This window comes from Sinorhizobium sp. KGO-5 (assembly GCF_036245905.1).
In the GTDB taxonomy this organism is placed as follows: Bacteria; Pseudomonadota; Alphaproteobacteria; order Rhizobiales; family Rhizobiaceae; genus Sinorhizobium; species Sinorhizobium meliloti_A.
Genome location: NZ_BDIZ01000001.1, coordinates 615,984 through 638,147, shown reverse-complemented (window position 1 = coordinate 638,147; position 22,164 = coordinate 615,984). Strand labels below are relative to the sequence as shown.

Genomic DNA, 22,164 nt, shown 5'->3' with positions numbered 1-22,164 from the left:
CTCCCGCCCCGTCACATCAGCAGATAGGCCCACACCGACACGCTGACCACGCCGAGCGCAGTGGTCAGGGTGATGGTCGAGGAGGCGAGCGCATGCCCGACATTGAAGTGGTTGGCGATCAGCCACGCGTTGACGCCGGTCGGGACCGACGAGGTCAGCACCAGCGCCGCGGTCCAGCTGTCGCTCAGCCCTAACAGATGGCAGGCGGCGAAGACGGCGCCGGGGAGCACCAGGAGTTTGAGGGTGCTCGTCACGGCCGCGAGCCCGGTATTGCCGGCAAGACCGTATTTGTCGAGGGCCATGCCGATCGAGACGAGCGCCGCAGGCGCTGCCACGCCCGCAAGCTGGTCGACGACGATCTTCACCGGTCCGCCGAGCGGTTGTCCGAGGAGATGGAACAGAGCGCCGAAGGCAAGGCCGATCACGAGGGGATTGCGGACGAGGTTGCGGGCAACTCCGCCCATGAGCTTCCAGATGCCCTGCCCCGGTGCGCCGGTCGTCTGACGTTCCGCGCGCTCCATCATCACCGTTCCGGCAATCATCATGACCGGCAGATGAACGGAAAGCAGGATCGACAGCGCAACGATACCGTCTTGGCCGACAAGGCGGGAAACGAGCGGCAGGCCGATGAACACCGTATTGGCGAAGGCGGACGAAACGCCGGCAAGCACCCCCATGCGCGCGTCCCGGCCGAAGCCGAGCGTCGCCGCCAGATGGCCGATGGTCCAGGTCACCGCGACGCCGGAGAAATAGGCAACCCAGAGCGGCCAGGGCGACCCTTCCTTGAAATCCGCCTCTGCGATGGTACGGAAGAGCAGCACCGGCACTGCGACGCGGAAGACGAAATCGCCGAGCGCTTCGCCGACGGCCGGCTTCAGGTAGCCGAGCCGGACGATGAGCCAGCCTGTCAGGATCAGGACGAAAATCGGTAGAACGTTCAGGAAGACGTCGGACATGGAAGAGCCTTGATGGGTTTCCAAGCCATAGCCCTGTTCGGGCTATGGAGGCAAGGGAGACGCATGCTGCGGGCCTTCTTGATTAGAGGCCAACATGCAGCAATTACAGAAGAATCAGCGCGAACGCGGCCATGCGCGACCGGAACATTCCGGCGCTGCCAAGCGTTGCGATCGAGGACGGGAATGACCAGAAATGCCGAGCGAATACCCGAACTACTCTCACAAGGACGACGATCCTCATCTGACCGATGACGATCTGGCGGAGAAAGTTCTGCACTTCCTTCGCTACGCAACTACGATCGATACGAGCGACATGGAGGTGATCGCTTTAGGCAATATCGTCGTGCTCTCCGGTACGGTTGGAAGCGAAGCGGACATTGCCTCTGCCGGCGAAGCAGCCGCCTCGGTCATCGGTGTTTCGAGCGTGGAGAACGGACTAAGGGCGCGCGAAGATTCAAAGTGAAGGCGTCGCGTCTCAACTGGCTAGGGCCGGCATGTCTGAGCCTTGCGCCGTGCAAACCTCGCGGATGCAGCCGCGCAGCCAGCGATGCGCCGGATCGGCATCGAGCCGCGGATGCCAGAGCAGCGACACCGTGATCTGCGGCAGGGAGAAGGGCAGCGCAAAGCTGTGCATTCCCTCACGCAAGGCGCTGGTGTGGCGTTCTGGAACGCTGGCGATCAGGTCCGTGGAGCGAGCCAGCGCCAGGGCGCTCGAAAAGCCGCCCACAATGGTAACGACCTCGCGCTCCAATCCGATCGACCTCATTGCATCATCGATGCCGACAGCCGTCTTCTCCGGCCCCCGCCTTGAAACAAGGATGTGCCTGCCGGCTGCGTAGCGGGCCGGTGTTACCTCGCCCCCGCTCAAAGCGTGGCCATTGCGCACGACGCCGATGAACCGGTCCCGGAACAGAGCCTGAGTCCGCAACTCCGGCCCTGTCGCCTCGCCCACCACACCAGTTTCGAGATCGACGCTCCCGTCCCGAAGCGGGCCGCTGTCCTTGTCCGATTTCTGCACGAAGGCCAGGCGTACCCCGGGAGCTTCCGCGCCGAGCCGGGCAAGGAGGTTCGGCCCGAAGTTTTCGACGAAGCCGTCGCTGGTGCGCAGCGTGAACGTCCGAGCGAGCCGTTTCAGGTCGAGTTTCTCCTGCGGCCGCAGGACGGATTGCGCCTCCTCCACCAGCCGGCCGACCTTCTCGCGCAGATCGAGCGCACGCGGCGTCGCAACGAGGCCGCGCCCGGCCCGAACCAGAAGCGGGTCGCCGGTCGTCTCGCGCAATCGCTGAAGCGCCCGGCTCATTGCCGAGGGGCTCAGGCGCAGCCGCTTGGCAGCGCGCGCGACGCTGCCTTCCGTGAGCAGCACGTCGAGGATGACGAGGAGATTGAGATCGGGTTTCGCCATGCAGCGACAGTAGCACAGATTTCATTCTGACATGGCGTGAAACGCACGAATCAAGTGCAAATCGTGCGTGTTCCGCCATGATGGTCGAGCGGCTAGCTTCTCCTCGAACGCTTCAGGGTCCAGGGAAGGAATGTTCATGCCGAAACCAGCCGTTGCCGCGCCAGACGATGCCGCAGGTGCAAATCCGCACAGGGCTTCGGCCCGATGGGCGCTCGTCAGCCTTTCGCTCTCCGTGCTGCTGTCCTCGCTCGGCACCAGCATCGCGAATGTCGGCCTGCCGAGCCTCGCCACGGCGTTCTCCGCCTCGTTCCAGCAGGTCCAATGGGTCGTCCTTGCCTATCTCCTTGCCATTACCACCCTCATCGTCGGTGTCGGCCGGCTCGGCGACATGGTCGGGCGCCGGCGGCTGCTGCTTGCCGGGATCCTGCTCTTTACCGTGGCTTCGGGCTTGTGCGGCGCTGCACCGAGCCTGCAGCTCCTCATTGCCGCCCGGGCGGTTCAGGGGCTCGGTGCGGCGGTCATGATGGCGCTCGCCACGGCCCTGGTCGGAGAGACGGTGTCGAAGGAAAAGACCGGGGGCGCCATGGGCCTGCTGGGCACCATGTCGGCGATCGGAACCGCGCTGGGGCCGTCGCTCGGCGGCGTCCTAGTCGCCGGTCTCGGCTGGCAGGCGATCTTCCTCGTTAACGTGCCGCTCGGCGCTTTGGCCCTTCTTCTCGCTCATCGCTCGCTGCCCGCCGATCTCCAAAGGCCTGCGGCCAGGCATGCAGATTTCGACGTTCCGGGCACGGTGCTGCTCGGCCTGACGCTGGCCGCCTATGCACTGGCCATGACCGTTGCGCGCGATCGTTTCGGTCCGCTCAACATGGCTCTCCTGGCCGCCGCCGTCGTCGGCGCCGGCCTCTTCGTACTGGCCGAGCGGCGAGCGGCGACCCCCTTGATCCGGATCGAGGCTCTGCGGGACCCGGTGCTCGGTGCGGGGCTTGCCATGAGCGCACTTGTCTCCACGGTGATGATGGCAACGCTGGTGGTCGGGCCGTTCTACCTTTCGCGCTCGCTCGGCCTCGGTGAAGCGCTGGTCGGGATCGTCATGTCGGCGGGTCCGGTCGTCTCCGCCCTGAGCGGTCTGCCGGCCGGCCGTGCCGTCGACCGCATGGGAGCCCCGTTCATGATCGTCGCAGGTCTCCTCGCAATGGCCGCCGGCTCATTCGCCCTGTCGGTGATTCCTGAGATGTTCGGCGTCGCCGGCTACCTGGCCGCCATGCTTATCCTGACGCCGGGTTACCAGCTGTTCCAGGCAGCCAACAATACGGCCGTGATGGTGGAAGTCCGCCCGGACCGGCGCGGCCTCGTCTCCGGAATGCTCAATCTCTCGCGCAATCTCGGGCTCGTCACCGGCGCATCGGTCATGGGAGTCATCTTCGCCTTCGCATCGGCTACACCCGAGATCGCGTCCGCACCACCCGTGGCCGTTGCCGCCGGCATGCGGATCACTTTCACAGTCGCGGGCGTCCTGGACATGGCAGCACTCGTCATCGCGCTCCGGAGCCGCGCTCTCTTGATGCGCGCTTCCGCCGGCGCGGCACTACGCGATGAAGATCGGTGAGGTATGGTTGCCGGCACCATCTTGCTTCGTCAGTGGCGGGAACCCTGCCGGCTGCGTTCGACGACTGGTCCGTCACCGACACCACGGTCGAACACGAACGTCGCAGACGTCGGGCTGTAGCATAGGAACGGCGGTCGTTGGCGATGTGCGTATGCAGCTTGATGATGATGCGGTGATCGGCGGCAATATCGCGCTGAGGACAATCGGCGGCTGATGGCGGACAGAGAGGGATTCGAACCCTCGATACGCTTTCACGTATACACGCGTTCCAGGCGTGCGCCTTCAACCACTCGGCCACCTGTCCATCCTTCTGCAGCCGGCGGTCGATCCGGCTGGATGGGGAAAAGCGAAGCTTCTCCGCGTCACCGGTGAAACCGGGAGACGGGCGCGATATATACCGATGATGTGCGCGGGATCAACTGGTTTCTGACATATTATTGACAGGCCGTGAAAGCTGCTGCGGATGACCCGCCATTGCGCTTGCCCGCCCTTGCGCCTATCTCTTGCGCAGGACGAGCCGAAAGGGGGGAGCGGATGCGGTTGCTGCTTCGGTTTGCGAGCTTTCTGGCGCTGATGGCTGCGGTCTTTGCAGGGACGATCGATTCCATTCAGTCGGTAGCGGCGTCGGAGCCGGTCATCACTTCGCTTGCCGACGGCATAGCGGCGATCGGATCCGACCAGCTGAACTGGATTCAGTCGCTGCAGCGGACCGGCGCCGGGCCTGCAATGTGGCTCAGGGCGCTGCACTGGATTCTGGCGCAGCCCGCCTTTGCCGTATTCCTCGCCCTCGCCCTCCTCCTGTGGATGGCCGGATACAGGAAGAAACCCGCTGCCGGGCGCTTTGCCGCCTGAGCGCCGGAGCCGCGCGGCTTGCTCCCACGAGCGCTGACGAAAGGAGCCTCAGATGTTTCTGATCGACATGTTCAACAAGAAGACCATCTTGCCCGATGCTGCAACGGCGCTGCCCGGCCGAGAGGAGGAAATCCCGACCGCGACGACGCATTTCGTGTCCGGACGGCCGCTCAAGGGCCCTTATCCGGAGGGCATGAAGAAGATCCTCTTCGGTATGGGCTGCTTCTGGGGCGCCGAGCGTCTCCTGTGGCAGATCCCCGGCGTCTACGTGACGGCTGCCGGCTACTCCGGCGGGCTCACGCCCAATCCGACCTATCAGGAGACGACGACGGGGTTGACCGGCCACACGGAGGTGGTGCTGGTGGTCTACGATCCGGCCAAGGTCTCGCTTCAGCGCCTGCTGAAGACATTCTTCGAGGAGCACGACCCCACCCAGGGCATGCGCCAGGGCAACGACGTCGGCACCACCTACCGCTCGGCGATCTATGTCTATGACGAGGAGCAGCTCGCCGAGGCGAATGCTGCGCGCAACGCCTTCCAGAAGGCGCTGCGGGTCGGCAAGCATGATCGCGAGATCACCACCGAAATCGCGAAGGCGGGACCTTTCTACTTCGCCGAAGACTATCACCAGCAATATCTCGCCAAGAATCCGGACGGCTATTGCGGATTGCGCGGCACCGGCGTCAGCTGCCCGATCGGCGCCTGACCGTTCCGCGGCGCGTCGAAGCCGACGCTCTCGACATGCTTAGGATCGAACGGGGTGCGGACATATGTCCGCACCCCTTTTTTTGCACCGTGAGCCGGCTCCGCCGGCCAGTTCAGCGGCCGGATCGCTTTTTTACCATCCGAAAAAATTTGGATGTTTTTTTGCCGAAGCCGTGCAAGGATGCGCCCACCCAAGCCTTAAAGAGAGGGGCGGGTTCCGCGGTGGGGGCCCCGTTCGGGACCGGCGGAAGACCCGAAAAGATCAATAGCGACAACAGGGCTTTACAATGAAAAAAACCATTCTCGGTCTCCTTGCATTCTCGATGATGTCCGCGACGGCATTGGCCGCCGACATCAAGCCGGCGATCATCTACGACCTCGGCGGAAAGTTCGACAAATCCTTCAACGAAGCGGCCTTCAACGGAGCCGAAAAGTTCAAGGCCGAAACCGGCATCGAATATCGCGAGTTCGAGATCGCCAACGACGCCCAGCGCGAACAGGCGCTGCGCCGCTTCGCCAGCGACGGCAACAGCCCGATCGTCATGGCCGGCTTCAACTGGGCCGCGTCGCTCGAGAAGCTCGCCGGCGAATATCCGGACACCAAGTTCGCGATCATCGACATGGTTGTCGAAAAACCCAACGTCAAATCGATTGTCTTCAAGGAGCAGGAAGGCTCCTATCTCGTCGGCGTTCTTGCCGGCCTCGCCTCCAAGACCAAGACGGTCAGCTTCGTCGGCGGCATGGACATCCCGCTGATCCACAAATTCGCCTGCGGCTATGTCGGCGGCGCCAAGTCGACCGGTGAGGACGTAAAGGTGCTCGAAGCTTACACCGGCACCACGCCCGATGCATGGAACGACCCGGTCAAGGGCGGCGAGATCGCCAAGTCGCAGATCGATCAGGGCTCCGACGTCGTCTATCATGCTGCCGGCGGCACCGGCGTGGGCGTGCTGCAGGCGGCAGCGGATGCGGGCAAGCTCGGAATCGGTGTCGATTCCAACCAGAACATGCTGCAGCCGGGCAAGGTGCTGACATCCATGCTGAAGCGCGTCGACGTCGCCGTCTACGACTCCTTCATGGCCGCGAAGGACGACAAGTTCGAATTCGGCATCTCCAATCTCGGTCTCAAGGAAGACGGAGTCGGCTACGCGCTCGACGAGCACAATCAGGCGCTGATCACGCCGGAAATGAAGGAAGCGGTCGAGAAAGTGAAGGCAGACATCATCGCCGGCAAGGTCCAGGTTCACGACTATATGACCGACGAGACCTGCCCGTACTGATCGTCGCACATCAGACCTTATTCAAAAGCCTCCGGTTCATGCGACCGGAGGCTTTTTTTGTCGGATCAAGAAGCATCAATAATGCGGCGGGCGCGTCACCGGAGTCGCATCTTGCGCCTGTTCTTCGAGGCTCAGGAACCGTTCCGTCAGACGATCGAGCTTGGCGCGCGTCTGCTCGACCACCTTCCATTGCTCCGCCAGTTGGTCCGAAAGCTCCTCGATGGTCTTCAATTGATGAGCCACCGTCTCTTCGAGCCGGGTGATCCGCTCTTCTGCTTCGCGCATCATGCTTCTCCGTGGGTCGGATTTAAAGTCGGGCGCAGAATGTCGGCGCGCAGCCGGGTGTCAAGGGAGCGCGGTGCGATCAGCTTCTCGCAGCCGCGGTCGTGCCCGCAAAACCGGTGTCCCGCGCCGAGAGCATCTTGTGCAGGTGCACCATCATGCCGGCAGCAAAGAGCGGCGTCAGCAGGTTGAGCAGAGGCACGGCTAGGAAGGCCGCCAGCACGAGGCCGGCGAGGAATACGGTCGAGCGATGTTTGGCACGGAAGAGCCGCGCCTCCGCGGGCGGACGATGGCGCATGGCGGCGAACTCGAAGAATTCCCGGCCGAGCAGATAGCCGTTGACGAGGAAGAACGCGACAAGATTGACGCCCGGCACCAGCAGGAGGAAGAGCGCGACGATGTTGCCGAGAATGACGACGCCGAGGAATTTCGCCGAACCGGTGATAGCCTCGGCGAGAGGCAGCGGCGTGCCGGGCGCCTCGCCGGGATAGTCCCGTTTCTCGACCACCTCGGCGACATCGTCGAGGAAGAAGCCGGCAATCAGCGCCGTCACCGGCGCCAGCAGCAGCGCCAGAGCGAGCGCGAGTCCCAGGCTCGCAAAGATCCCGACGACGAAAGTGAGCCACCCCGCCCAGTCGGGTGTGCCCGGCATCAGCGCATCGATCCAGGGCAGGGCAAGCCAGACGAAGAGCTCGCGCAGCGCGAACCAGAGCGCGACGAGCGCCAGCAGCGTCAGCCCGATGACCTTCCAGAAGACGGTGCGGGTCTCCGTCGCGAAAAGATTGGCGAAGGCAAGGCGCGCCGCATCGAGAATCATGACCGTCTCCCTGGCCGATAAGTGCAACCGAAAGGCATGTAGGCAGAGCGGCCGGCAGGGGCAAGCCGGCCGGAGGCGGTTTTCGGGCGTGCTGCTGTTTCCTTTTGTAGCGACAGCCCCCAAGTCGCCGATTGCTTTACCATCGCAGAAGCACCCCGCCTGCTCTATCGGAATAACGAGGAGGGCATTGTCGTGTGCGTCGAACGAATGCGATATGCTGGAGCGGGACGAGGAAAAGTGTGTGCGGTTTTCCGCCCGGATCCCGCGTCTCAACCTCCTGGAAACGATCACGCCCATGTTTTCAGGTCGCCCGACCTAAAAACATCGTGATCCAGGGGAAGGAAAGTCGTATCCGAGCGCTGGAACGCCAGCGGGAAAAGGTACCATGATCAACCAACGAACACTTGCGAGCCTCGCCGTGCTCGCGCAGTCCGGCAAGCTCGATCCCGTCGCACTTGTCGCGGAAACCCTGACGCGGATCGAAAACCACCCCGACCGATCGATCTTCGTCGCGCTCACGCAGGAGCGTGCGGCGCGCGAAGCGAAGGCGGCCTCCGAGCGCATCAAGACCGGCCGCTCCCTCGGGCTGCTCGACGGCCTGCCCGTCGCCTGGAAGGACCTCTTCGATCTTGCCGGCGATGCCACGACCGCAGGTTCCGTCGCTCTCGCTGAAGGGCCGCCGGCCGCGGCCGACGCAACGGTGGTCGCCAACCTCGGAAGCGCCGGCATGGTCAGCGTCGGGCGGACCAATATGAGCGAATTCGCCTTCTCCGGGCTCGGCATCAATCCGCATTACGGCACGCCGCGCAATCCGAGGTCCACGGATGTCCATCGCATTCCCGGCGGCTCCTCCTCCGGTTCCGCCGCTGCGGTCGCTGCCGGCCTTGTGCCGCTGGCGATCGGCACCGACACCGGCGGCTCGATCCGTATCCCGGCGGCGATGACCGGCATCGTCGGCTACAAGGCGACACGCGGCCGTTACGCGATGAAGGGCGTCTTCCCGCTCGCGCAAAGCCTCGATTCGCTTGGCCCTCTTTGCCAGACGGTGCAGGATGCAGTCTGGGCGGACGCCGCCATGCATGGACTGACCGCGCCGGTGATCCGCCGCGCCGAGATCGCCGATCTTTCAATCGTCGTTCCCGAGACGATCGTCTTCGACGACGCCGAACCGGAAGTCGTGACCGCATTCGAGGAAGCGATCAAGCGCCTCGAAGCGGCGGGCGTGAAGGTCCGCCGGCAGGCCTTCCCGAGCTTTGCGGAAATTTTCGAGCTTACCGCCCGCCACGGCGCTCTTGTGACGGCAGAGGCCTACGCGCTGCACCGGGAACGCTTGGCAGGGCCTGACGCGGAGCGCATGGACCCGCGCGTCGTCGCCCGTAGCCGCCTCGGCGAGAAGATCACCGTCAGCGATTACATCGCCATCCTCGACGCCCGCGACCGGCTGATCCATGAAGCGGGCGAGAGCATCAGGGCCGGCGAGCTGATTGCGCATCCGACCCTGCCGCATGTGGCGCCGCCGCTCGATCCGCTTCTTGCCGACGACGATCTCTTCTTCAAGGTCAATGCCAGGACGCTGCGCAATACATCGATCGGCAACTTCCTGGATTTCTGCGGCGTCTCTCTTCCCTGCGGCACGGGTGCGGCCGGCATGCCGGTCGGCTTCCAGCTTTCGGCGCCTCATCACCAGGACGACCGCCTGCTTTCCGCAGCACTCGCCGCCGAGGCGACCATCCGGGGCGATGTATGATCGTCTGTTTCGACATCGGCGGCTCGGCGATCAAGGGCGCGATCACCCATTCGCCGGAGCGGATATTCCCGCTGCCCCGACGCGCGACGCCGCTCACGGATTTCCGCCGCTTCGTCGAGGCGATGGAATCCGTGCTCGACGAAGCGGGCGGCCTGCCCGAAAGGGTGGCGATCTCGATCACCGGGGTGATCGATCCGGAGACGCGCCGGATCAAATGCGCCAACATTCCCTGCATCGACGGGCGTGAGCTCGTCGCCGAACTCGAAGCGGCGCTGCACCTGCCGGTGGTGATCGCCAACGATGCCGATTGTTTCGCGCTTGCCGAGGCCGGTATCGGCGCCGGGCGCGGCCATCGCATCGTCTTCGGCGCCATCCTCGGCACCGGCGTCGGCGGCGGGCTGGTGATCGACGGCCGGCTGATCAATGCCGATGGCGGCTTTGCCGGCGAGTGGGGTCACGGCCCCGCCGTCGCGGCCGCCGCCGGAAACCCGCCCATGGACATACCGGCCTTTCCCTGCGGCTGCGGCCAGAGCCGCTGCGTCGATACGGTCGGCGGTGCACGCGGGCTGGAAAGACTCCACGAGACGGTCCACGGCAAGGCGCTCTCCAGTCACGACATTATCGAAGGCTGGCAGAACGGAAATGCCGAGGCGGCGCGCACGATCGACGTCTTCGTCGATCTGGTGAGTTCGCCGCTGGCGCTCGTGATCAACATTACCGGGGCGACGATCGTGCCGGTGGGCGGCGGCCTTTCCAATGCCGAAGCGCTGCTGACCGAAATCGACCGGGCGGTGCGGGCGCGCATCCTCAGGCGTTTCGACCGGCCGCTCGTCGTGCGTGGCGAGTGCCGGGTGGAGCCCGGCCTGATCGGCGCCGCCCTGCTCGGCTTCGCTGGGAGATCGGCATGAGCCGCATATTGCTCGAGGTCTGCGTCGACGATCCGGATGGTCTGGAGGCAGCCGTTGCCGGGGGCGCCGACCGTATCGAACTTTGTTCGGCGCTTGGGGCGGGAGGGCTGACACCCAGCCCCGGCCTGATGGCCGCCGCCGCTCCACCGCCGGTGCCAGTCTATGCGATGATCCGGCCGCGGGCGGGCGATTTCATCTATGACAGGGCCGACCTCGAGGTCATGCGACACGACATCGACGCGGCGCGGCATGCAGGACTCGCCGGCGTGGTTCTCGGCGCATCGCTCGCCGACGGCCGCCTGGACGCGCGCATGCTGACGAAACTCGCCGGCCATGCGTCAGGTTTGGGGCTCACCTTGCACCGCGCCTTCGATCTGGTGCCGGATTTCGCCGAGGCGGTGGAGATCGCCGCCGATCTCGGCTTCGAACGCATCCTGACTTCGGGCGGCGCGAGAACGGCACCGGAAGCGGCCGATACGCTGGAAAGACTGATCGAACTGGCGGCGGGACGGCTCTCGATCATGCCCGGATCGGGCATCACCATCGACACAGTTGGAGCGATCGTGCCGAGGCTTGCTGTCGCCGAGGTTCATTCGTCCTGTTCTGTTTCTGAGGCGGCTAAAGACAGGCGCCTCGTCGAGATGGGATTCGCCGCGTCGGAGCGTCGCCGCACGGACGCAGCAACAATCAGGGCGATGCGGGCGCGGCTCGATGCCATAGGGGCGAAGATGCAAGCCTAGGTTGTGATGCTTCCTTCCGGCGTCGGCCCCTCATCCGGCCCGCCGGCCACCTTCTCCCCGCAGGCGGGGCGAAGGGCCGAGCGGAGACTGCCTGCCCAGCCACAACCGCCCGTGTTTCATAGGGCAAGTACCCTCTCCCCGCCTGCGGGGAGAGGGTTAGGGTTAGGGGCATCTTGCCGTGTATCGCGCCGCCAAGCTGCCTCAAACCGCGAAAACCGCCTCCCCGGCGATCCAGGTCGATTTCATTGCGAGTTCCGGCGTGAGCAGCACGAAGTCCGCATCCGTACCAGGCAGGAGCCGGCCCTTGTGCGAGGCGATCCCCATGGCGTCGGCGGGATAGGCGCAGGCCATGCGAACCGCCTCTTCGATCGGCAGACCAAGCCTTTGGTGGACGAAGCGGACCGACGACAGCATGTCGATATCGGCGCCGGCAAGGGTGCCGTCGGCAAGCGTCAGGCGCCCGCCCTGGCGCAGGATTTCCCGTCCGTTCAGGAAGAAACTCGTCTGGTCGGTGCCGATCGGCGACATGGCGTCGGTGACCAGGAAAATCTGACCCGGGCCTTTCTTGCCGCGCAGCGCGATACCCATCGACGCCGGGTGAACGTGAAAACCATCGGCGATCATGCCCGCGTGGAGCGTGCCGGTCGAAAGCGCCGCGCCGACAACGCCGGGCTCGCGATGGCCGAGCCCGCTCATGGCGTTGAAGAGATGTGTGACGGTCCGGGCACCCGCTTTGGCATAGGCGCAGGCGGTATCGTAATCCACGTCGGTATGGCCGAGGCTCACCACGACGCCGGCATCGGCCAGCGCCCGCACCTGCTCCCTGGTGGCGTTTTCCGGGGCCACGGTGAGCATCAGACGGCCGAGCGCCTTTGCGCAAGCGAGTATCTCGGCAAGATCGTCATCGCCCATCGGGCGGATCAGCGCCGGATCGTGAGCCCCCTTGCGCGCGACGGACAGATGCGGGCCTTCGAGATGCAGGCCGAGGAAGCCCGGAACCGCCGCGGCTTTCGCCTCGACGCCTGCTGCAATGGCCGCGGTCCTGACCGCGCGCGTGTCGGTGATCAGCGTCGGCAGCAGCGCCGTCGTGCCGAATTTCGCATGCGCCGCGCAGATCTGCCGGATGCTTTCGAGAGTCGGCGCTTCGTTCAGAAGCGCGCCGCCGCCGCCATTCACCTGCAGATCGATGAAACCGGGCACGAGAAGCAGGCCACGCGCGTCGACGGTCTCGCCGCCGGCGGGGACGCTTCCCGCCGGCGCAATCGCCTTGACGTGTCCCGCCTCGATCACGAGGGCTGCCCCGTCGTGCCAGTCGATGCCGTCGAAAATCCGCGCTCCGCTGATCGTCTTCTTCGCAGTCATCGTGTCTCCGTCACCTTCTTGAGGTTCTCCGGTGCGTCGGGATTCAGACCGCGCGAGCGGGACCAGGCCTCGACGAAGCCATAGAACGGCAGGATCAGTGCCAAGGCGTCGGTGAGCGGGTGCCCGGTCTCGACGAAGGGCAGGCGCTTTGCCTTGCTCGCCCGTGCCGAGGTCACGTGCACCACCGCGCCCTTGGCGCTCATGCCGTCCGCGATATCGGCGACAGAGGCCTCGGCAGCATCGCGGGCGGCCAGCACAAGCACCGGGAACCGGGGCCCGACCAGCGCCACCGGTCCGTGCAGCACCTCCGCCGCGGAATAGGCCTCGGCATGCATGCCGGACGTCTCCTTGAATTTCAGCGCCGCTTCGCTGGCGATGGCCAGCGCCGGACCGCGGCCCAGCACATAGAGCGATTCCGCTTCTGCAAGATCGTCGGCGAAGTCCTGCCAATCGAGCTTCACGGCCTTGGCAAGCTGGTTCGGCAGATCGGCGACCGCATGCTTGAGCGTCGCGTCGCCGGTCCACTCGCCGAGCACGGCAAGACCGGCGACGATCGAGTTAACATAGGACTTGGTCGCCGCAACGGCAATTTCGGGCCCGGCGAGAATGTCGAGCGGGTGGGTGCAGGCCTCGGCGATCGGCGACGGCAGCGTGTTCGTCAGCGCGATCGAAACGGCGCCGGCGCGTGTCGCGGCTTCGGCCATGGCCACGATGTCCGGGCTCTTGCCGGACTGCGAGATCGCAATCGCCGCCGCACCGCCGAGTTTCAGATCGGCACCGTATATCGACGCCAGCGATGGTCCGAGCGAGGCGACCGGACGACCGATCGTGAGCTCGATCGCGTATTTCAGGAACAGCGCGGCATGGTCGGAAGAGCCTCTGGCGATCGTTACCAGAAAGGCCGGATCCTTGGCGCGTAGCGCCGCGCCTGCTTGCGCCAGCCCCGTGGCCGAACGCTCCAGCAACCGGGCTGCGGCCTCGGGAATCTCGTCGATTTCTCGCCGCATGTTGGTCTGCATCGTCATGTCCTTTCATCAAACAGGCGGGATGCGGGCGGAAAACCGCTTTACACTTTTCCTTGGTCCCGCCCTTCCCTCGTCCGGCCCCGCCGGCTCAATTTTCCGGGATCGTCAGCTCCGCGACGAAATCATAGGCATCGCCGCGGTAGAGCGACCGCGTGAATTCGACCACACGCCCCGAAGCAAGATAGGAGACGCGCTCGATCGAAAGACCGGCGGCGCCGACCGCGACGCCGAGCATGGCCGCGTCCGGTTCCTTGATATTGCAGGCGGAGATCCGCTGCACCGCGCGCACCGGCCGGGCCTGTTTCTTCTCGAGCTCTGAATAGAGCGAGGAGGCGACGGCGAGCGGATCGGGAACGAATTCCGCCGAAACGCAGGCGCGTTCGATCGCAAGCGGCATGTCGTCGGCAATACGGAGCCGCCCAAGGCGCGCCACCAGCGCGTCGGCCGCAAGCCCGAGGGTCATCATCTCGTCCGGCGAGGGATGGAAGAGACCGCGCTCCAGCCATTCCGCACGCGTGTTGAGGCCGCGCCGGGCCATGTCCTCGGTGAAGGAGGTCAGGCGCGAAAGCGACTGCTCGACGCGCGAAACCGGCCGGACGACGAAGGTCCCGGAACCGTGGCGGCGCACGAGGAGCCCGTCACGCACGAGATCGTCGACCGCTTTGCGGACCGTGACTCGGCTGACATTGGCGTAATCCGCAAGATCCCGCTCCGGCGGCAGCGCATCTCCGTGATTGAGCTTGCCCGACAGGATCGCCTCTTCGAGCGATTGTCTGAGCTTCAGATAGAGCGGGCCGGCGCCCCCCGACTGCAGGGTTTCGAGCGGCAGAATGGCGGCGAGCTGCTGGTTCATGCCGATACCCCGGAATGGGAGCCGAAACGGGCCGCCGCCAGCGCGACGGCGCCGGTCAAAGCATCGGCCTGCGCCTCGACGAAGCGCGGCTGATGCCGGTCGGCGAGCCAGCGGCGATAAAGCGGCGCCAATCCTCCGAGGAGGCACAGCTTCTCGCTTCCCCTCGAAACCACCACGTCGAGCGCCTCGTCCACCGTCGCGGCGGCAGCCTCCAACAGGCTGACTGCCACAGGGTCGCCGCGCTCGGCATATTCGAAGACGCGCGGCGCATAGCGGCCGAACTCGCCGGGCTTGGCGAGGCGTGCGAAATCGACGATGTCGCGCGGGTCGTGGTTGAACTCGGCAAGCACGGCATCGGTCACGCGCGAGCCTTCATGTATGCCGTCATAGGCGAGCAGGCTCTCCTGCAGCAGCGCGTGACCGATGCGTGCGCCGCTGCCGTGATCTCCGATAGTGAAGCCCCAGCCGCCGACATAGCTGATCTCATCGCCCCGGCGCGCGATATAGATCGTGCCCGTCCCGAGTATCGCGACGGCCCCGTCCCCGTCGCCGAGAGCGCCCTGCAGCGCGATCAGCCCGTCGGACTCGATATCGGCCTGAGCAAAGGGAAGCCGCCTCTTCACGTAATGAACGGCATCGCCCACATTGTGGCCGGCGACGCCGACGATAGCGCGCGATGCCGCAATTGCGGCCTGGTCGAGGCCCGCATCCCCGAAGGCGTTGCGCGCCGCATCGGTTATGTTCTGCAGCGCCGTTTCCGGATCGGTAAGGATGTTCGCGGCGCCCGCCTTGCCGCGGCCGAGAATGCGGCCGTCGAGGGCTGCCACAGCCGCGCGGCAGCTCGTTCCGCCGCCATCAATTCCGATCAGGTAAAACGCCATGGGTACCTCCGTCACCACAAGATACCAAAAAAATACCATTAACCAAGCGAGATTTCTGACTACTGATCATTCCCCAGCCTACTTCTTTGAAAACTATGGATTTATTTCTTTTTTCAGTGGTTTCTTGCGGTAAAAGTTAAATTTCTCCTAGACAAGTGGTATTTTTTTGGCATTAATTCCAGAAGAGGAGGACGATGCCATGCCGCCAGCCAAGACCGAAGAACGCCGCGACAATGCCAAGGGCCTGGACGTCATGCGTCCGGAGCTGGCCCTTCGCTTGCTCGCAGCCGGTCAGCAGGAGGCGGCAAGGTCGGTGGAACAGGCGATCGAGCCGATTTCCGCCGCGGCCCGCCTTGCGGCGGACAGCCTTGCCTCGGGCGGCCGGCTTGCCTATGCCGGCGCAGGAAGCTCCGGGTTGATGGCGATGGCGGACGCGCTCGAGCTGCCAGGCACCTACGGCATAGCTCGGGAGCAGATCGTCATTCTCATTGCCGGCGGCGCCGAAAGCCTCACCGATCTTGCCGGCGGCTATGAGGACGACATGGAGCTCGCGCGCACCGATGTGCGCAACGCCGGAATCGGGGCGGGCGACTGCCTCATTTCGGTTTCTGCCAGCGGTTCCACGCCCTATGCGATCGCCGCTGCCGACGAGGCCGGGCAACGCGGCGCCCGCGTCATCGGCATGGCCAACAATGCCGGCGCACCGCTCCTTCTGAACGCCGACGTCTCCATCCTCCTGGAGACGCCTCCGGAAGTCGTGTCCGGCTCGACCCGCATGGGCGCTGGGACGGCTCAGAAGATCGCGTTCAACATGCTTTCGACCATGGTCGGCATCCATCTCGGCCACGTGCTCGATGGTCACATGGTCAATCTGCGTGCCGACAACATCAAGCTGCGCGGCCGGGCGATCCGGATCGTCTCGGACATAACCGGCATCGGCGCCGCCGAGGCGGACAGGCTTCTCGGCCTTGCCGCCGGGTCGGTCAAGCTGGCGATCCTGCTCGCATCCGGAGCGAGGGACATCGCCCATGCCGAGGACGCGCTCGAGCGCGCCGATCAGAATTTGCGCCGGGCGATCGCCATCGTCGGGGCGTGAGAGATAAACTGGGAATTCAAAACCGCGCGACACGCGCCTAAAGGGGAGAAACTGCATGACCCGCACAACAATGAAAGGCTTGCTGCTCGCATCGAGCATTCTCGGCTCGACCGGGCTTGCACAAGCCCAGGAGGCAACGCTGACGATCGAAAGCTGGCGCAATGACGACCTGGCGATCTGGCAGGAAAAGCTGATCCCCGCCTTCGAGGCGAAGAACCCGGGCATCAAGGTGGTATTCGCGCCCTCGGCCCCCACCGAATACAACGCCGCCCTCAACGCCAAGCTCGACGCCGGCTCCGCGGGTGACCTCATCACCTGCCGTCCCTTCGACGCCTCGCTCGAACTCTACAGCAAGAAGCATCTTGCCGACCTGACCGGTCTTCCCGGCATGGAGAATTTCTCCGACGTCGCCAAATCAGCGTGGACGACCGACGACGGCAAGGCGACCTTCTGCGTGCCGATGGCTTCCGTCATTCACGGCTTCATCTACAACAAGGATGCCTTCGACCAGCTCGGCCTTTCCGTTCCGACGACCGAGGAGGAGTTCTTCGCGGTCCTCGAAAAGATCAAGGCGGACGGCAACTACATCCCGATGGCGATGGGCACCAAGGATCTCTGGGAAGCCGCCACGATGGGCTACCAGAACATCGGCCCGAACTACTGGAAGGGCGAGGAAGGCCGTCTGGCTCTGCTGAAAGGCGAGCAGAAACTGACCGACGAGCCGTGGGTCGAGCCTTTCCGCGTGCTGGCGAAGTGGAAGGATTATCTCGGCGACGGCTTCGAGGCGCAGACCTATCCGGACAGCCAGAACCTCTTCACGCTCGGCCGGGCGGCGATCTACCCGGCCGGCTCCTGGGAAATCTCCGGCTTCAACACACAGGCCGAATTCAAGATGGGCGCCTTTCCGCCCCCGGTGAAGAAGGCGGGCGATACCTGCTACATCTCCGACCACAACGACATCGGCATCGGCCTCAATGCCAAGAGCAAGAATGCGGATGCCGCTAAGACCTTCCTCACCTGGGTCGCCTCGCCGGAGTTCGCGGAAATCTATGCGAACGCCCTGCCCGGCTTCTTCAGCCTGAATTCGACGGCGGTGAAGATGTCCGATCCGCTCGCTCAGGAATTCGTCTCCTGGCGGGAGAAATGCAAGCCGACCATCCGCTCGACCTATCAGATCCTTTCGCGCGGAACCCCTAACCTCGAGAACGAAACCTGGGTCATGTCGGCCAATGTCATCAACGGCACGGACACGCCGGAGGCGGCGGCCAAGAAGCTCCAGGACGGCCTCGACAGCTGGTTCAAGCCGGTAAAGTAAGACCGAAACGGGGTGCGTGGACGCCGTCTGCGCACCCTCCCCGACATGTGCAAACGTATCGCATGCGGGACGGCGTCATGGATTGCTCGGGCACCGGCGCTACGGCGCCGCGCCTGTGACGGGCGGATCGAAGCGGCTTGCCGGCTCTCCGCGACCCCGGGACGCCAGACGGAAGCACGGTGCAAGGCAGGAAGCCGCGCCGCATTTCGAAAGAAATCGAGGCTGCGCCCTTATGGCCAGCCGGTTTGAGAACGGGCCAGAGGCCGATGAACCCACGTGAAATCACGACCGACGTCACCGAGATCAGGCGCCCGCGGCGCTGGCACATCCTCGTCTTTCTGCTGCCGGCGCTCGTCGTCTATACGGCGGTGATGATCCTTCCGCTCTTCGAGACGCTGCGCCAGTCCTTCTACAACACGGTTGACGGCCAGTTGACCTTCGTGGGCCTCGGCAATTTCAAGGTTCTGTTCGGCGACCCGCGCTGGGCGGCGGATTTCTGGAACGCGCTCAAGAACAATTTCGTCTTTTTCCTGATCCACATGGCCGTGCAGAACCCGATCGGCATCGCGCTCGCCGCCATGCTGTCCGTCCCGAAGCTGCGCTTCGGCGCCTTCTACCGCACGGCGATCTTTCTGCCGACGCTGCTCTCCTTCGTCATCGTCGGTTTCATCTGGAAGCTGATCCTGTCGCCGATCTGGGGCGTCGCCCCCTATCTTCTCGACACGGTCGGCCTGCGATCGCTGTTCGGGCCCTGGCTCGGCAAGCCCGACACCGCGCTTATCGCCGTTTCGCTCATTTCCGTCTGGCAATATATCGGCATCCCGATGATGCTGATCTATGCGGCGCTGCTCAACATTCCAGACGAGGTGACCGAGGCGGCGGAGCTCGACGGCGTCACCGGCTGGAGCCAGTTCTGGAAGATCAAGCTTCCGCTGATCCTGCCTGCCATCGGCATCGTGTCGATCCTCACCTTCGTCGGCAATTTCAACGCCTTCGATCTGATCTATACGGTGCAGGGCGCGCTGGCCGGCCCGGACAAGTCGACCGACATCCTGGGCACCCTGCTCTATCGCACCTTCTTCGGTTTCCAGCTTCAGCTCGGCGACCGTTCGATGGGCGCGACGATCGCCGCGATCATGTTCCTGATCATTCTCGCCGGCGTCGCGCTCTATCTCTTCGGCATACAGCGCCGCATGCGCCGCTATCAGTTCTAAGGAGGATAGAAGATGTCGAAAACACGCGCCTCCTTCGTGCGCATGGGCGCCGTTCACGCGGCCCTGATCGCCTATACGCTCGTTGCACTCTTTCCGGTGTTCCTGACGATCGTAAACTCGTTCAAGAGCCGCAACGCGATCTTCCGGGAGCCTCTGGCGATCCCGACACCCGAGACCTTCAGCCTGATCGGCTACGAAACGGTGCTGAAGCAGGGTGACTTCATCGGCTATTTCCAGAACAGCATCATCGTCACCGTGGTCTCGATCGCGCTCGTCCTGCTGTTCGGCGCCATGGCCGCCTTCGCGCTTTCCGAATACCGCTTCCGCGGCAATACGCTGATGGGGCTCTATCTGGCGCTTGGGATCATGATCCCGATCCGGCTCGGAACGGTGGCGATCCTGCAGGGTATGGTGGCGACTGGTCTCGTCAACACGCTGACCGCGCTGATCCTCGTCTATACGGCGCAAGGCCTGCCGTTGGCGGTATTCATTCTGTCCGAGTTCATGCGCACCGTATCCGACGACCTGAAGAATGCCGGACGCATCGACGGCCTGTCGGAATATGCGATCTTCCTGCGGCTGGTGCTTCCTCTCATCCGCCCGGCCATGGCGACGGTCGCCGTCTTCACCATGATCCCCATCTGGAACGATCTCTGGTTCCCCCTGATCCTCGCGCCCGCCGAGGCGACCAAGACCGTCACCCTCGGCTCGCAGATCTTCATCGGCCAGTTCGTCACCAACTGGAACGCGGTCCTCTCGGCGCTGTCGCTGGCGATCTTCCCGGTCCTCGTCCTTTACGTCATCTTCTCGCGGCAGCTGATCCGCGGCATCACGGCAGGAGCAGTCAAGTGAATTCATCCGCACCCCCGATCCGCGTGCTCAGCGCCGGGCTCGGCAATATGGGCCGCAGCCACGCGCTCGCCTATCATCAGAACCCTGGCTTCGAAATCGCCGGGCTGGTCAACCGATCGAAGGTGGCGCTGCCCGAGGCTCTGGCAGGATACGAGATCCTGCCGTCGTTCCCGGAGGCGCTGGCCGCGCTGAAGCCGGAGCTCTGCTCGATCAACACCTATTCCGACACGCATGCGGACTATGCGGTGATGGCGATGGAGGCGGGAGCCCATGTTTTCGTGGAGAAACCGCTGGCAACGACGGTCGCCGACGCCGAGCGCGTCGTCGCCTGCGCGCGGGCCAACGGCCGCAAGCTGGTCGTCGGCTATATCCTGCGCCACCACCCGTCCTGGATGCGGCTGATCGCGGAAGCCCGCAAGCTCGGAGGGCCCTTTGTCTTCCGCATGAACCTGAACCAGCAGTCGAGCGGCCCGACCTGGATGACGCACAAGTCGCTGATGCAGACGACACCGCCGATCGTCGATTGCGGCGTCCACTACGTCGACGTCATGTGCCAGATCACCGATGCCAGGCCCGTCGAGGTGCGCGGCATGGGCTTGAGGCTCTCGAACGAGATCGCCGCGGATATGTACAATTACGGGCATCTGCAGGTGATCTTCGAGGACGGCTCTGTGGGCTGGTACGAGGCGGGTTGGGGCCCGATGATCTCCGAGACGGCCTTTTTCGTGAAGGACGTGATGTCTCCGAACGGCGCCGTGTCGATCGTCATGGATCAGAACGCCAAGTCGGACGACATCGACGTGCACACGAAAACCTCCGTCATCCGCGTGCACAGCGCCGCGACGGGACCGGACGGCCGGTTCCTGAAATCCGACGAGGACCTGGTGATGGAGGGCGAGCCCGGCCACCAGGAGCTTTGCGACCGCGAGCAGGCCTTCGTGCTCAAGGCCATCCGAGAAGACATCGATCTCGGCCGGCACATGGACGATGCGGTGCAGTCGCTGAAGATCTGCCTCGCCGCCGACGAGAGTGTGCGCACCGGCAAGCCGGTCGAGCTTTAACCCAAGAGGGCGACACGTGGGATCACTTCAACTCAAAACCATCCGCAAGGCCTTCGGCAGTCATGAGGTGCTGAAGGGCATCGACCTGGACGTGAAGGACGGCGAGTTCGTCATCTTCGTCGGTCCGTCCGGCTGCGGAAAATCGACGCTTCTGCGCACTATCGCCGGCCTCGAGGACGCGACGTCGGGCAGCGTTCAAATCGACGGCGTCGAGGTCGGCCATGTGGCGCCGGCCAAGCGCGGCATCGCCATGGTGTTTCAGTCCTACGCGCTCTATCCGCACCTGACCGTCAAGGACAATATGGGCCTCGGGCTGAAGCAGGCGGGTGTGCCGAAGGCGGAGATCGAAGAAAAGGTCGCCAAGGCGGCCGGCATGCTGTCGCTCGAACCCTATCTCGCCCGCCGTCCGGCCGAACTTTCCGGCGGCCAGCGTCAGCGCGTGGCGATCGGCCGCGCGATCGTGCGCGAGCCGAAGCTCTTCCTTTTCGACGAGCCGCTGTCGAACCTCGACGCGGCGCTGCGCGTCAACACGCGGCTCGAAATCGCCCGCCTTCACCGCAGCCTCAAGGCGACGATGATCTACGTGACCCACGATCAGGTCGAGGCGATGACGCTTGCCGACAAGATCGTCGTGCTGAATGCCGGCCGGATCGAGCAGGTCGGCTCGCCGATGGAGCTCTACAATCGCCCGGCCAACCTTTTCGTCGCCGGCTTCATCGGCTCGCCGCAGATGAATTTCATCGAAGCCGCAAAGCTCGGCGACGGAGAGGCAAAGACGATCGGTATCCGTCCGGAGCATATCGGCCTCTCCCGTGAAAGCGGGGACTGGAAGGGCAAGGTGATCCATGTCGAGCATCTTGGCGCCGACACGATCATCTATATCGAATCGGAGACGGTCGGCCTGCTGACGGTGCGCCTCTTCGGCGAACACCGCTACGCCGCCGACGACATCGTCCACGCGACGCCGGTAATCGGCAGCATGCATCGCTTCGATGCGGACGGGCGGGTGATCAAGTCGGGTCAGTGAGAGACGACGCGCGGGTGTGATTGCCCCTCACCCTAACCCTCCGCACGCGGGGCGTGGCATCGTGGCGCAGGCGGTCCCGTGTTTTCCTTCTCCCCGCCGGCGGGGAGAAGGTCGCGGCAGCCGGATGACGGGCCGATTTGCACTCTGAAACAGCTTCGGCCCGAATCACACCTGTGTGATCAC

At 64.5% G+C, this 22,164-nt stretch carries 22 protein-coding genes and 1 tRNA gene; 14 read left to right on the top strand and 9 right to left on the bottom strand.

Annotated features, from left to right (window positions below):
- Window positions 1-11 precede the first annotated feature (11 nt).
- A complete protein-coding gene (locus BHD07_RS02960; protein WP_100669871.1) occupies window positions 12-956 on the bottom strand; it encodes an AEC family transporter in 945 nt (314 codons plus the stop codon).
- Window positions 957-1,149: 193 nt separating this feature from the next.
- On the opposite strand from BHD07_RS02960, the gene BHD07_RS02955 reads away from it, so the two are divergent.
- Window positions 1,150-1,419 (top strand): BON domain-containing protein, encoded by a 270-nt coding sequence (locus BHD07_RS02955; protein ID WP_275596985.1) that lies wholly within the window; start codon window positions 1,150-1,152, stop codon window positions 1,417-1,419.
- Between the two features lie 12 nt (window positions 1,420-1,431).
- Here the strand turns inward: BHD07_RS02955 and BHD07_RS02950 are convergent, their stop codons facing one another.
- Entirely contained in the window at window positions 1,432-2,358 is a 927-nt protein-coding gene (locus tag BHD07_RS02950) for a LysR family transcriptional regulator (RefSeq protein ID WP_275596986.1), read from the bottom strand.
- A 130-nt stretch (window positions 2,359-2,488) separates the two neighbouring features.
- On the opposite strand from BHD07_RS02950, the gene BHD07_RS02945 reads away from it, so the two are divergent.
- Entirely contained in the window at window positions 2,489-3,964 is a 1,476-nt protein-coding gene (locus tag BHD07_RS02945; RefSeq protein WP_275596987.1) for an MFS transporter, read from the top strand.
- A 214-nt stretch (window positions 3,965-4,178) separates the two neighbouring features.
- Here BHD07_RS02945 and BHD07_RS02940 read toward each other — a convergent pair.
- Window positions 4,179-4,268: transfer RNA gene (locus BHD07_RS02940), tRNA-Ser, on the bottom strand.
- Window positions 4,269-4,498: 230 nt separating this feature from the next.
- Between BHD07_RS02940 and BHD07_RS02935 the strand changes: the two genes are divergently transcribed.
- The 3 genes from BHD07_RS02935 (at window position 4,499) to BHD07_RS02925 (ending at window position 6,801) form a co-directional block, all read left to right on the top strand.
- Entirely contained in the window at window positions 4,499-4,816 is a 318-nt protein-coding gene (locus BHD07_RS02935; protein WP_018093841.1) for a membrane protein, read from the top strand.
- Window positions 4,817-4,868: 52 nt separating this feature from the next.
- On the top strand, window positions 4,869-5,522 hold the full coding sequence (gene msrA / locus BHD07_RS02930) for a peptide-methionine (S)-S-oxide reductase MsrA (RefSeq protein ID WP_275596988.1): 654 nt from the start codon (window positions 4,869-4,871) through the stop codon (window positions 5,520-5,522).
- Between the two features lie 286 nt (window positions 5,523-5,808).
- Entirely contained in the window at window positions 5,809-6,801 is a 993-nt protein-coding gene (locus tag BHD07_RS02925; RefSeq protein WP_018093839.1) for a BMP family lipoprotein, read from the top strand.
- A gap of 75 nt (window positions 6,802-6,876) precedes the next feature.
- On the opposite strand, the gene BHD07_RS02920 is transcribed toward BHD07_RS02925, so the two are convergent.
- Both BHD07_RS02920 and BHD07_RS02915 read right to left on the bottom strand, forming a co-directional pair.
- Window positions 6,877-7,089: a SlyX family protein gene (locus tag BHD07_RS02920; RefSeq protein WP_033047208.1), complete on the bottom strand. Its 213-nt coding sequence runs from the start codon at window positions 7,087-7,089 to the stop codon at window positions 6,877-6,879.
- Window positions 7,090-7,165: 76 nt separating this feature from the next.
- Window positions 7,166-7,900 carry a sulfate transporter family protein gene (locus tag BHD07_RS02915; protein ID WP_018093837.1) on the bottom strand — a complete coding sequence of 245 codons (735 nt, stop codon included), beginning with the start codon at window positions 7,898-7,900 and terminating at the stop codon, window positions 7,166-7,168.
- Window positions 7,901-8,285: 385 nt separating this feature from the next.
- Here BHD07_RS02915 and BHD07_RS02910 point away from each other — a divergent pair, with 385 nt between their 5' ends.
- Genes BHD07_RS02910 through BHD07_RS02900 form a run of 3 tightly spaced genes read left to right on the top strand, consistent with a single transcriptional unit; the run spans window position 8,286 to window position 11,295 of the window.
- Complete coding sequence (locus BHD07_RS02910) at window positions 8,286-9,647, top strand: amidase (RefSeq protein WP_275596990.1); 1,362 nt, start codon at window positions 8,286-8,288, stop codon at window positions 9,645-9,647.
- Window positions 9,644-10,555 carry an ROK family protein gene (locus BHD07_RS02905; protein ID WP_275596991.1) on the top strand — a complete coding sequence of 304 codons (912 nt, stop codon included), beginning with the start codon at window positions 9,644-9,646 and terminating at the stop codon, window positions 10,553-10,555. The genes BHD07_RS02910 and BHD07_RS02905 overlap by 4 nt, the downstream gene beginning before the upstream one ends.
- The gene (locus BHD07_RS02900) at window positions 10,552-11,295 is read left to right on the top strand and encodes a copper homeostasis protein CutC (protein WP_275596992.1); all 744 of its coding nucleotides are present in this window, start codon (window positions 10,552-10,554) and stop codon (window positions 11,293-11,295) included. Before BHD07_RS02905 ends, BHD07_RS02900 begins: the two co-directional genes overlap by 4 nt.
- Window positions 11,296-11,496: 201 nt before the next feature.
- Here BHD07_RS02900 and nagA read toward each other — a convergent pair whose 3' ends face one another.
- From nagA to BHD07_RS02880, 4 genes are all read right to left on the bottom strand, one after another.
- Window positions 11,497-12,657, bottom strand: a complete 1,161-nt coding sequence (nagA, locus tag BHD07_RS02895) for an N-acetylglucosamine-6-phosphate deacetylase (protein WP_275596993.1) — start codon at window positions 12,655-12,657, stop codon at window positions 11,497-11,499.
- Window positions 12,654-13,676 (bottom strand): SIS domain-containing protein, encoded by a 1,023-nt coding sequence (locus tag BHD07_RS02890; RefSeq protein WP_275596994.1) that lies wholly within the window; start codon window positions 13,674-13,676, stop codon window positions 12,654-12,656. The genes nagA and BHD07_RS02890 overlap by 4 nt, the downstream gene beginning before the upstream one ends.
- Window positions 13,677-13,770: 94 nt before the next feature.
- Entirely contained in the window at window positions 13,771-14,535 is a 765-nt protein-coding gene (locus tag BHD07_RS02885; RefSeq protein ID WP_018093830.1) for a GntR family transcriptional regulator, read from the bottom strand.
- Window positions 14,532-15,416 carry an N-acetylglucosamine kinase gene (locus tag BHD07_RS02880; protein WP_100669879.1) on the bottom strand — a complete coding sequence of 295 codons (885 nt, stop codon included), beginning with the start codon at window positions 15,414-15,416 and terminating at the stop codon, window positions 14,532-14,534. Before BHD07_RS02880 ends, BHD07_RS02885 begins: the two co-directional genes overlap by 4 nt.
- A 199-nt stretch (window positions 15,417-15,615) precedes the next feature.
- On the opposite strand from BHD07_RS02880, the gene BHD07_RS02875 reads away from it, so the two are divergent.
- The 6 genes from BHD07_RS02875 (at window position 15,616) to BHD07_RS02850 (ending at window position 21,981) form a co-directional block, all read left to right on the top strand.
- Window positions 15,616-16,512 (top strand): N-acetylmuramic acid 6-phosphate etherase, encoded by an 897-nt coding sequence (locus BHD07_RS02875; protein ID WP_275596995.1) that lies wholly within the window; start codon window positions 15,616-15,618, stop codon window positions 16,510-16,512.
- 55 nt (window positions 16,513-16,567) lie between these two features.
- Window positions 16,568-17,827 carry an ABC transporter substrate-binding protein gene (locus BHD07_RS02870; RefSeq protein WP_275596996.1) on the top strand — a complete coding sequence of 420 codons (1,260 nt, stop codon included), beginning with the start codon at window positions 16,568-16,570 and terminating at the stop codon, window positions 17,825-17,827.
- 266 nt (window positions 17,828-18,093) lie between these two features.
- On the top strand, window positions 18,094-19,041 hold the full coding sequence (locus BHD07_RS02865; RefSeq protein ID WP_018093826.1) for a carbohydrate ABC transporter permease: 948 nt from the start codon (window positions 18,094-18,096) through the stop codon (window positions 19,039-19,041).
- A gap of 12 nt (window positions 19,042-19,053) precedes the next feature.
- Complete coding sequence (locus tag BHD07_RS02860) at window positions 19,054-19,893, top strand: carbohydrate ABC transporter permease (RefSeq protein ID WP_275596997.1); 840 nt, start codon at window positions 19,054-19,056, stop codon at window positions 19,891-19,893.
- Window positions 19,890-20,954, top strand: a complete 1,065-nt coding sequence (locus tag BHD07_RS02855) for a Gfo/Idh/MocA family protein (RefSeq protein ID WP_275596998.1) — start codon at window positions 19,890-19,892, stop codon at window positions 20,952-20,954. Before BHD07_RS02860 ends, BHD07_RS02855 begins: the two co-directional genes overlap by 4 nt.
- A 16-nt stretch (window positions 20,955-20,970) precedes the next feature.
- Window positions 20,971-21,981 carry an ABC transporter ATP-binding protein gene (locus tag BHD07_RS02850; RefSeq protein ID WP_018093823.1) on the top strand — a complete coding sequence of 337 codons (1,011 nt, stop codon included), beginning with the start codon at window positions 20,971-20,973 and terminating at the stop codon, window positions 21,979-21,981.
- The last annotated feature ends 183 nt before the right edge of the window (window positions 21,982-22,164 follow it).

Bases quoted from the DNA above. Each gene is read 5' to 3' on its own strand.
- BHD07_RS02900 (WP_275596992.1), top strand. From the start codon at position 10,552: ATGAGCCGCATATTGCTCGAGGTCTGCGTCGACGATCCGGATGGTCTG.
- BHD07_RS02890 (WP_275596994.1), bottom strand. From the start codon at position 13,676: ATGCAGACCAACATGCGGCGAGAAATCGACGAGATTCCCGAGGCCGCA.
- BHD07_RS02935 (WP_018093841.1), top strand. From the start codon at position 4,499: ATGCGGTTGCTGCTTCGGTTTGCGAGCTTTCTGGCGCTGATGGCTGCG.
- BHD07_RS02915 (WP_018093837.1), bottom strand. From the start codon at position 7,900: ATGATTCTCGATGCGGCGCGCCTTGCCTTCGCCAATCTTTTCGCGACG.
- BHD07_RS02920 (WP_033047208.1), bottom strand. From the start codon at position 7,089: ATGATGCGCGAAGCAGAAGAGCGGATCACCCGGCTCGAAGAGACGGTG.
- BHD07_RS02950 (WP_275596986.1), bottom strand. From the start codon at position 2,358: ATGGCGAAACCCGATCTCAATCTCCTCGTCATCCTCGACGTGCTGCTC.
- BHD07_RS02885 (WP_018093830.1), bottom strand. From the start codon at position 14,535: ATGAACCAGCAGCTCGCCGCCATTCTGCCGCTCGAAACCCTGCAGTCG.
- BHD07_RS02905 (WP_275596991.1), top strand. From the start codon at position 9,644: ATGATCGTCTGTTTCGACATCGGCGGCTCGGCGATCAAGGGCGCGATC.
- BHD07_RS02925 (WP_018093839.1), top strand. From the start codon at position 5,809: ATGAAAAAAACCATTCTCGGTCTCCTTGCATTCTCGATGATGTCCGCG.
- BHD07_RS02960 (WP_100669871.1), bottom strand. From the start codon at position 956: ATGTCCGACGTCTTCCTGAACGTTCTACCGATTTTCGTCCTGATCCTG.
- msrA (WP_275596988.1), top strand. From the start codon at position 4,869: ATGTTTCTGATCGACATGTTCAACAAGAAGACCATCTTGCCCGATGCT.
- BHD07_RS02945 (WP_275596987.1), top strand. From the start codon at position 2,489: ATGTTCATGCCGAAACCAGCCGTTGCCGCGCCAGACGATGCCGCAGGT.
- BHD07_RS02880 (WP_100669879.1), bottom strand. From the start codon at position 15,416: ATGGCGTTTTACCTGATCGGAATTGATGGCGGCGGAACGAGCTGCCGC.
- BHD07_RS02955 (WP_275596985.1), top strand. From the start codon at position 1,150: ATGCCGAGCGAATACCCGAACTACTCTCACAAGGACGACGATCCTCAT.
- BHD07_RS02870 (WP_275596996.1), top strand. From the start codon at position 16,568: ATGACCCGCACAACAATGAAAGGCTTGCTGCTCGCATCGAGCATTCTC.
- BHD07_RS02860 (WP_275596997.1), top strand. From the start codon at position 19,054: ATGTCGAAAACACGCGCCTCCTTCGTGCGCATGGGCGCCGTTCACGCG.
- BHD07_RS02865 (WP_018093826.1), top strand. From the start codon at position 18,094: ATGAACCCACGTGAAATCACGACCGACGTCACCGAGATCAGGCGCCCG.
- BHD07_RS02910 (WP_275596990.1), top strand. From the start codon at position 8,286: ATGATCAACCAACGAACACTTGCGAGCCTCGCCGTGCTCGCGCAGTCC.
- BHD07_RS02875 (WP_275596995.1), top strand. From the start codon at position 15,616: ATGCCGCCAGCCAAGACCGAAGAACGCCGCGACAATGCCAAGGGCCTG.
- nagA (WP_275596993.1), bottom strand. From the start codon at position 12,657: ATGACTGCGAAGAAGACGATCAGCGGAGCGCGGATTTTCGACGGCATC.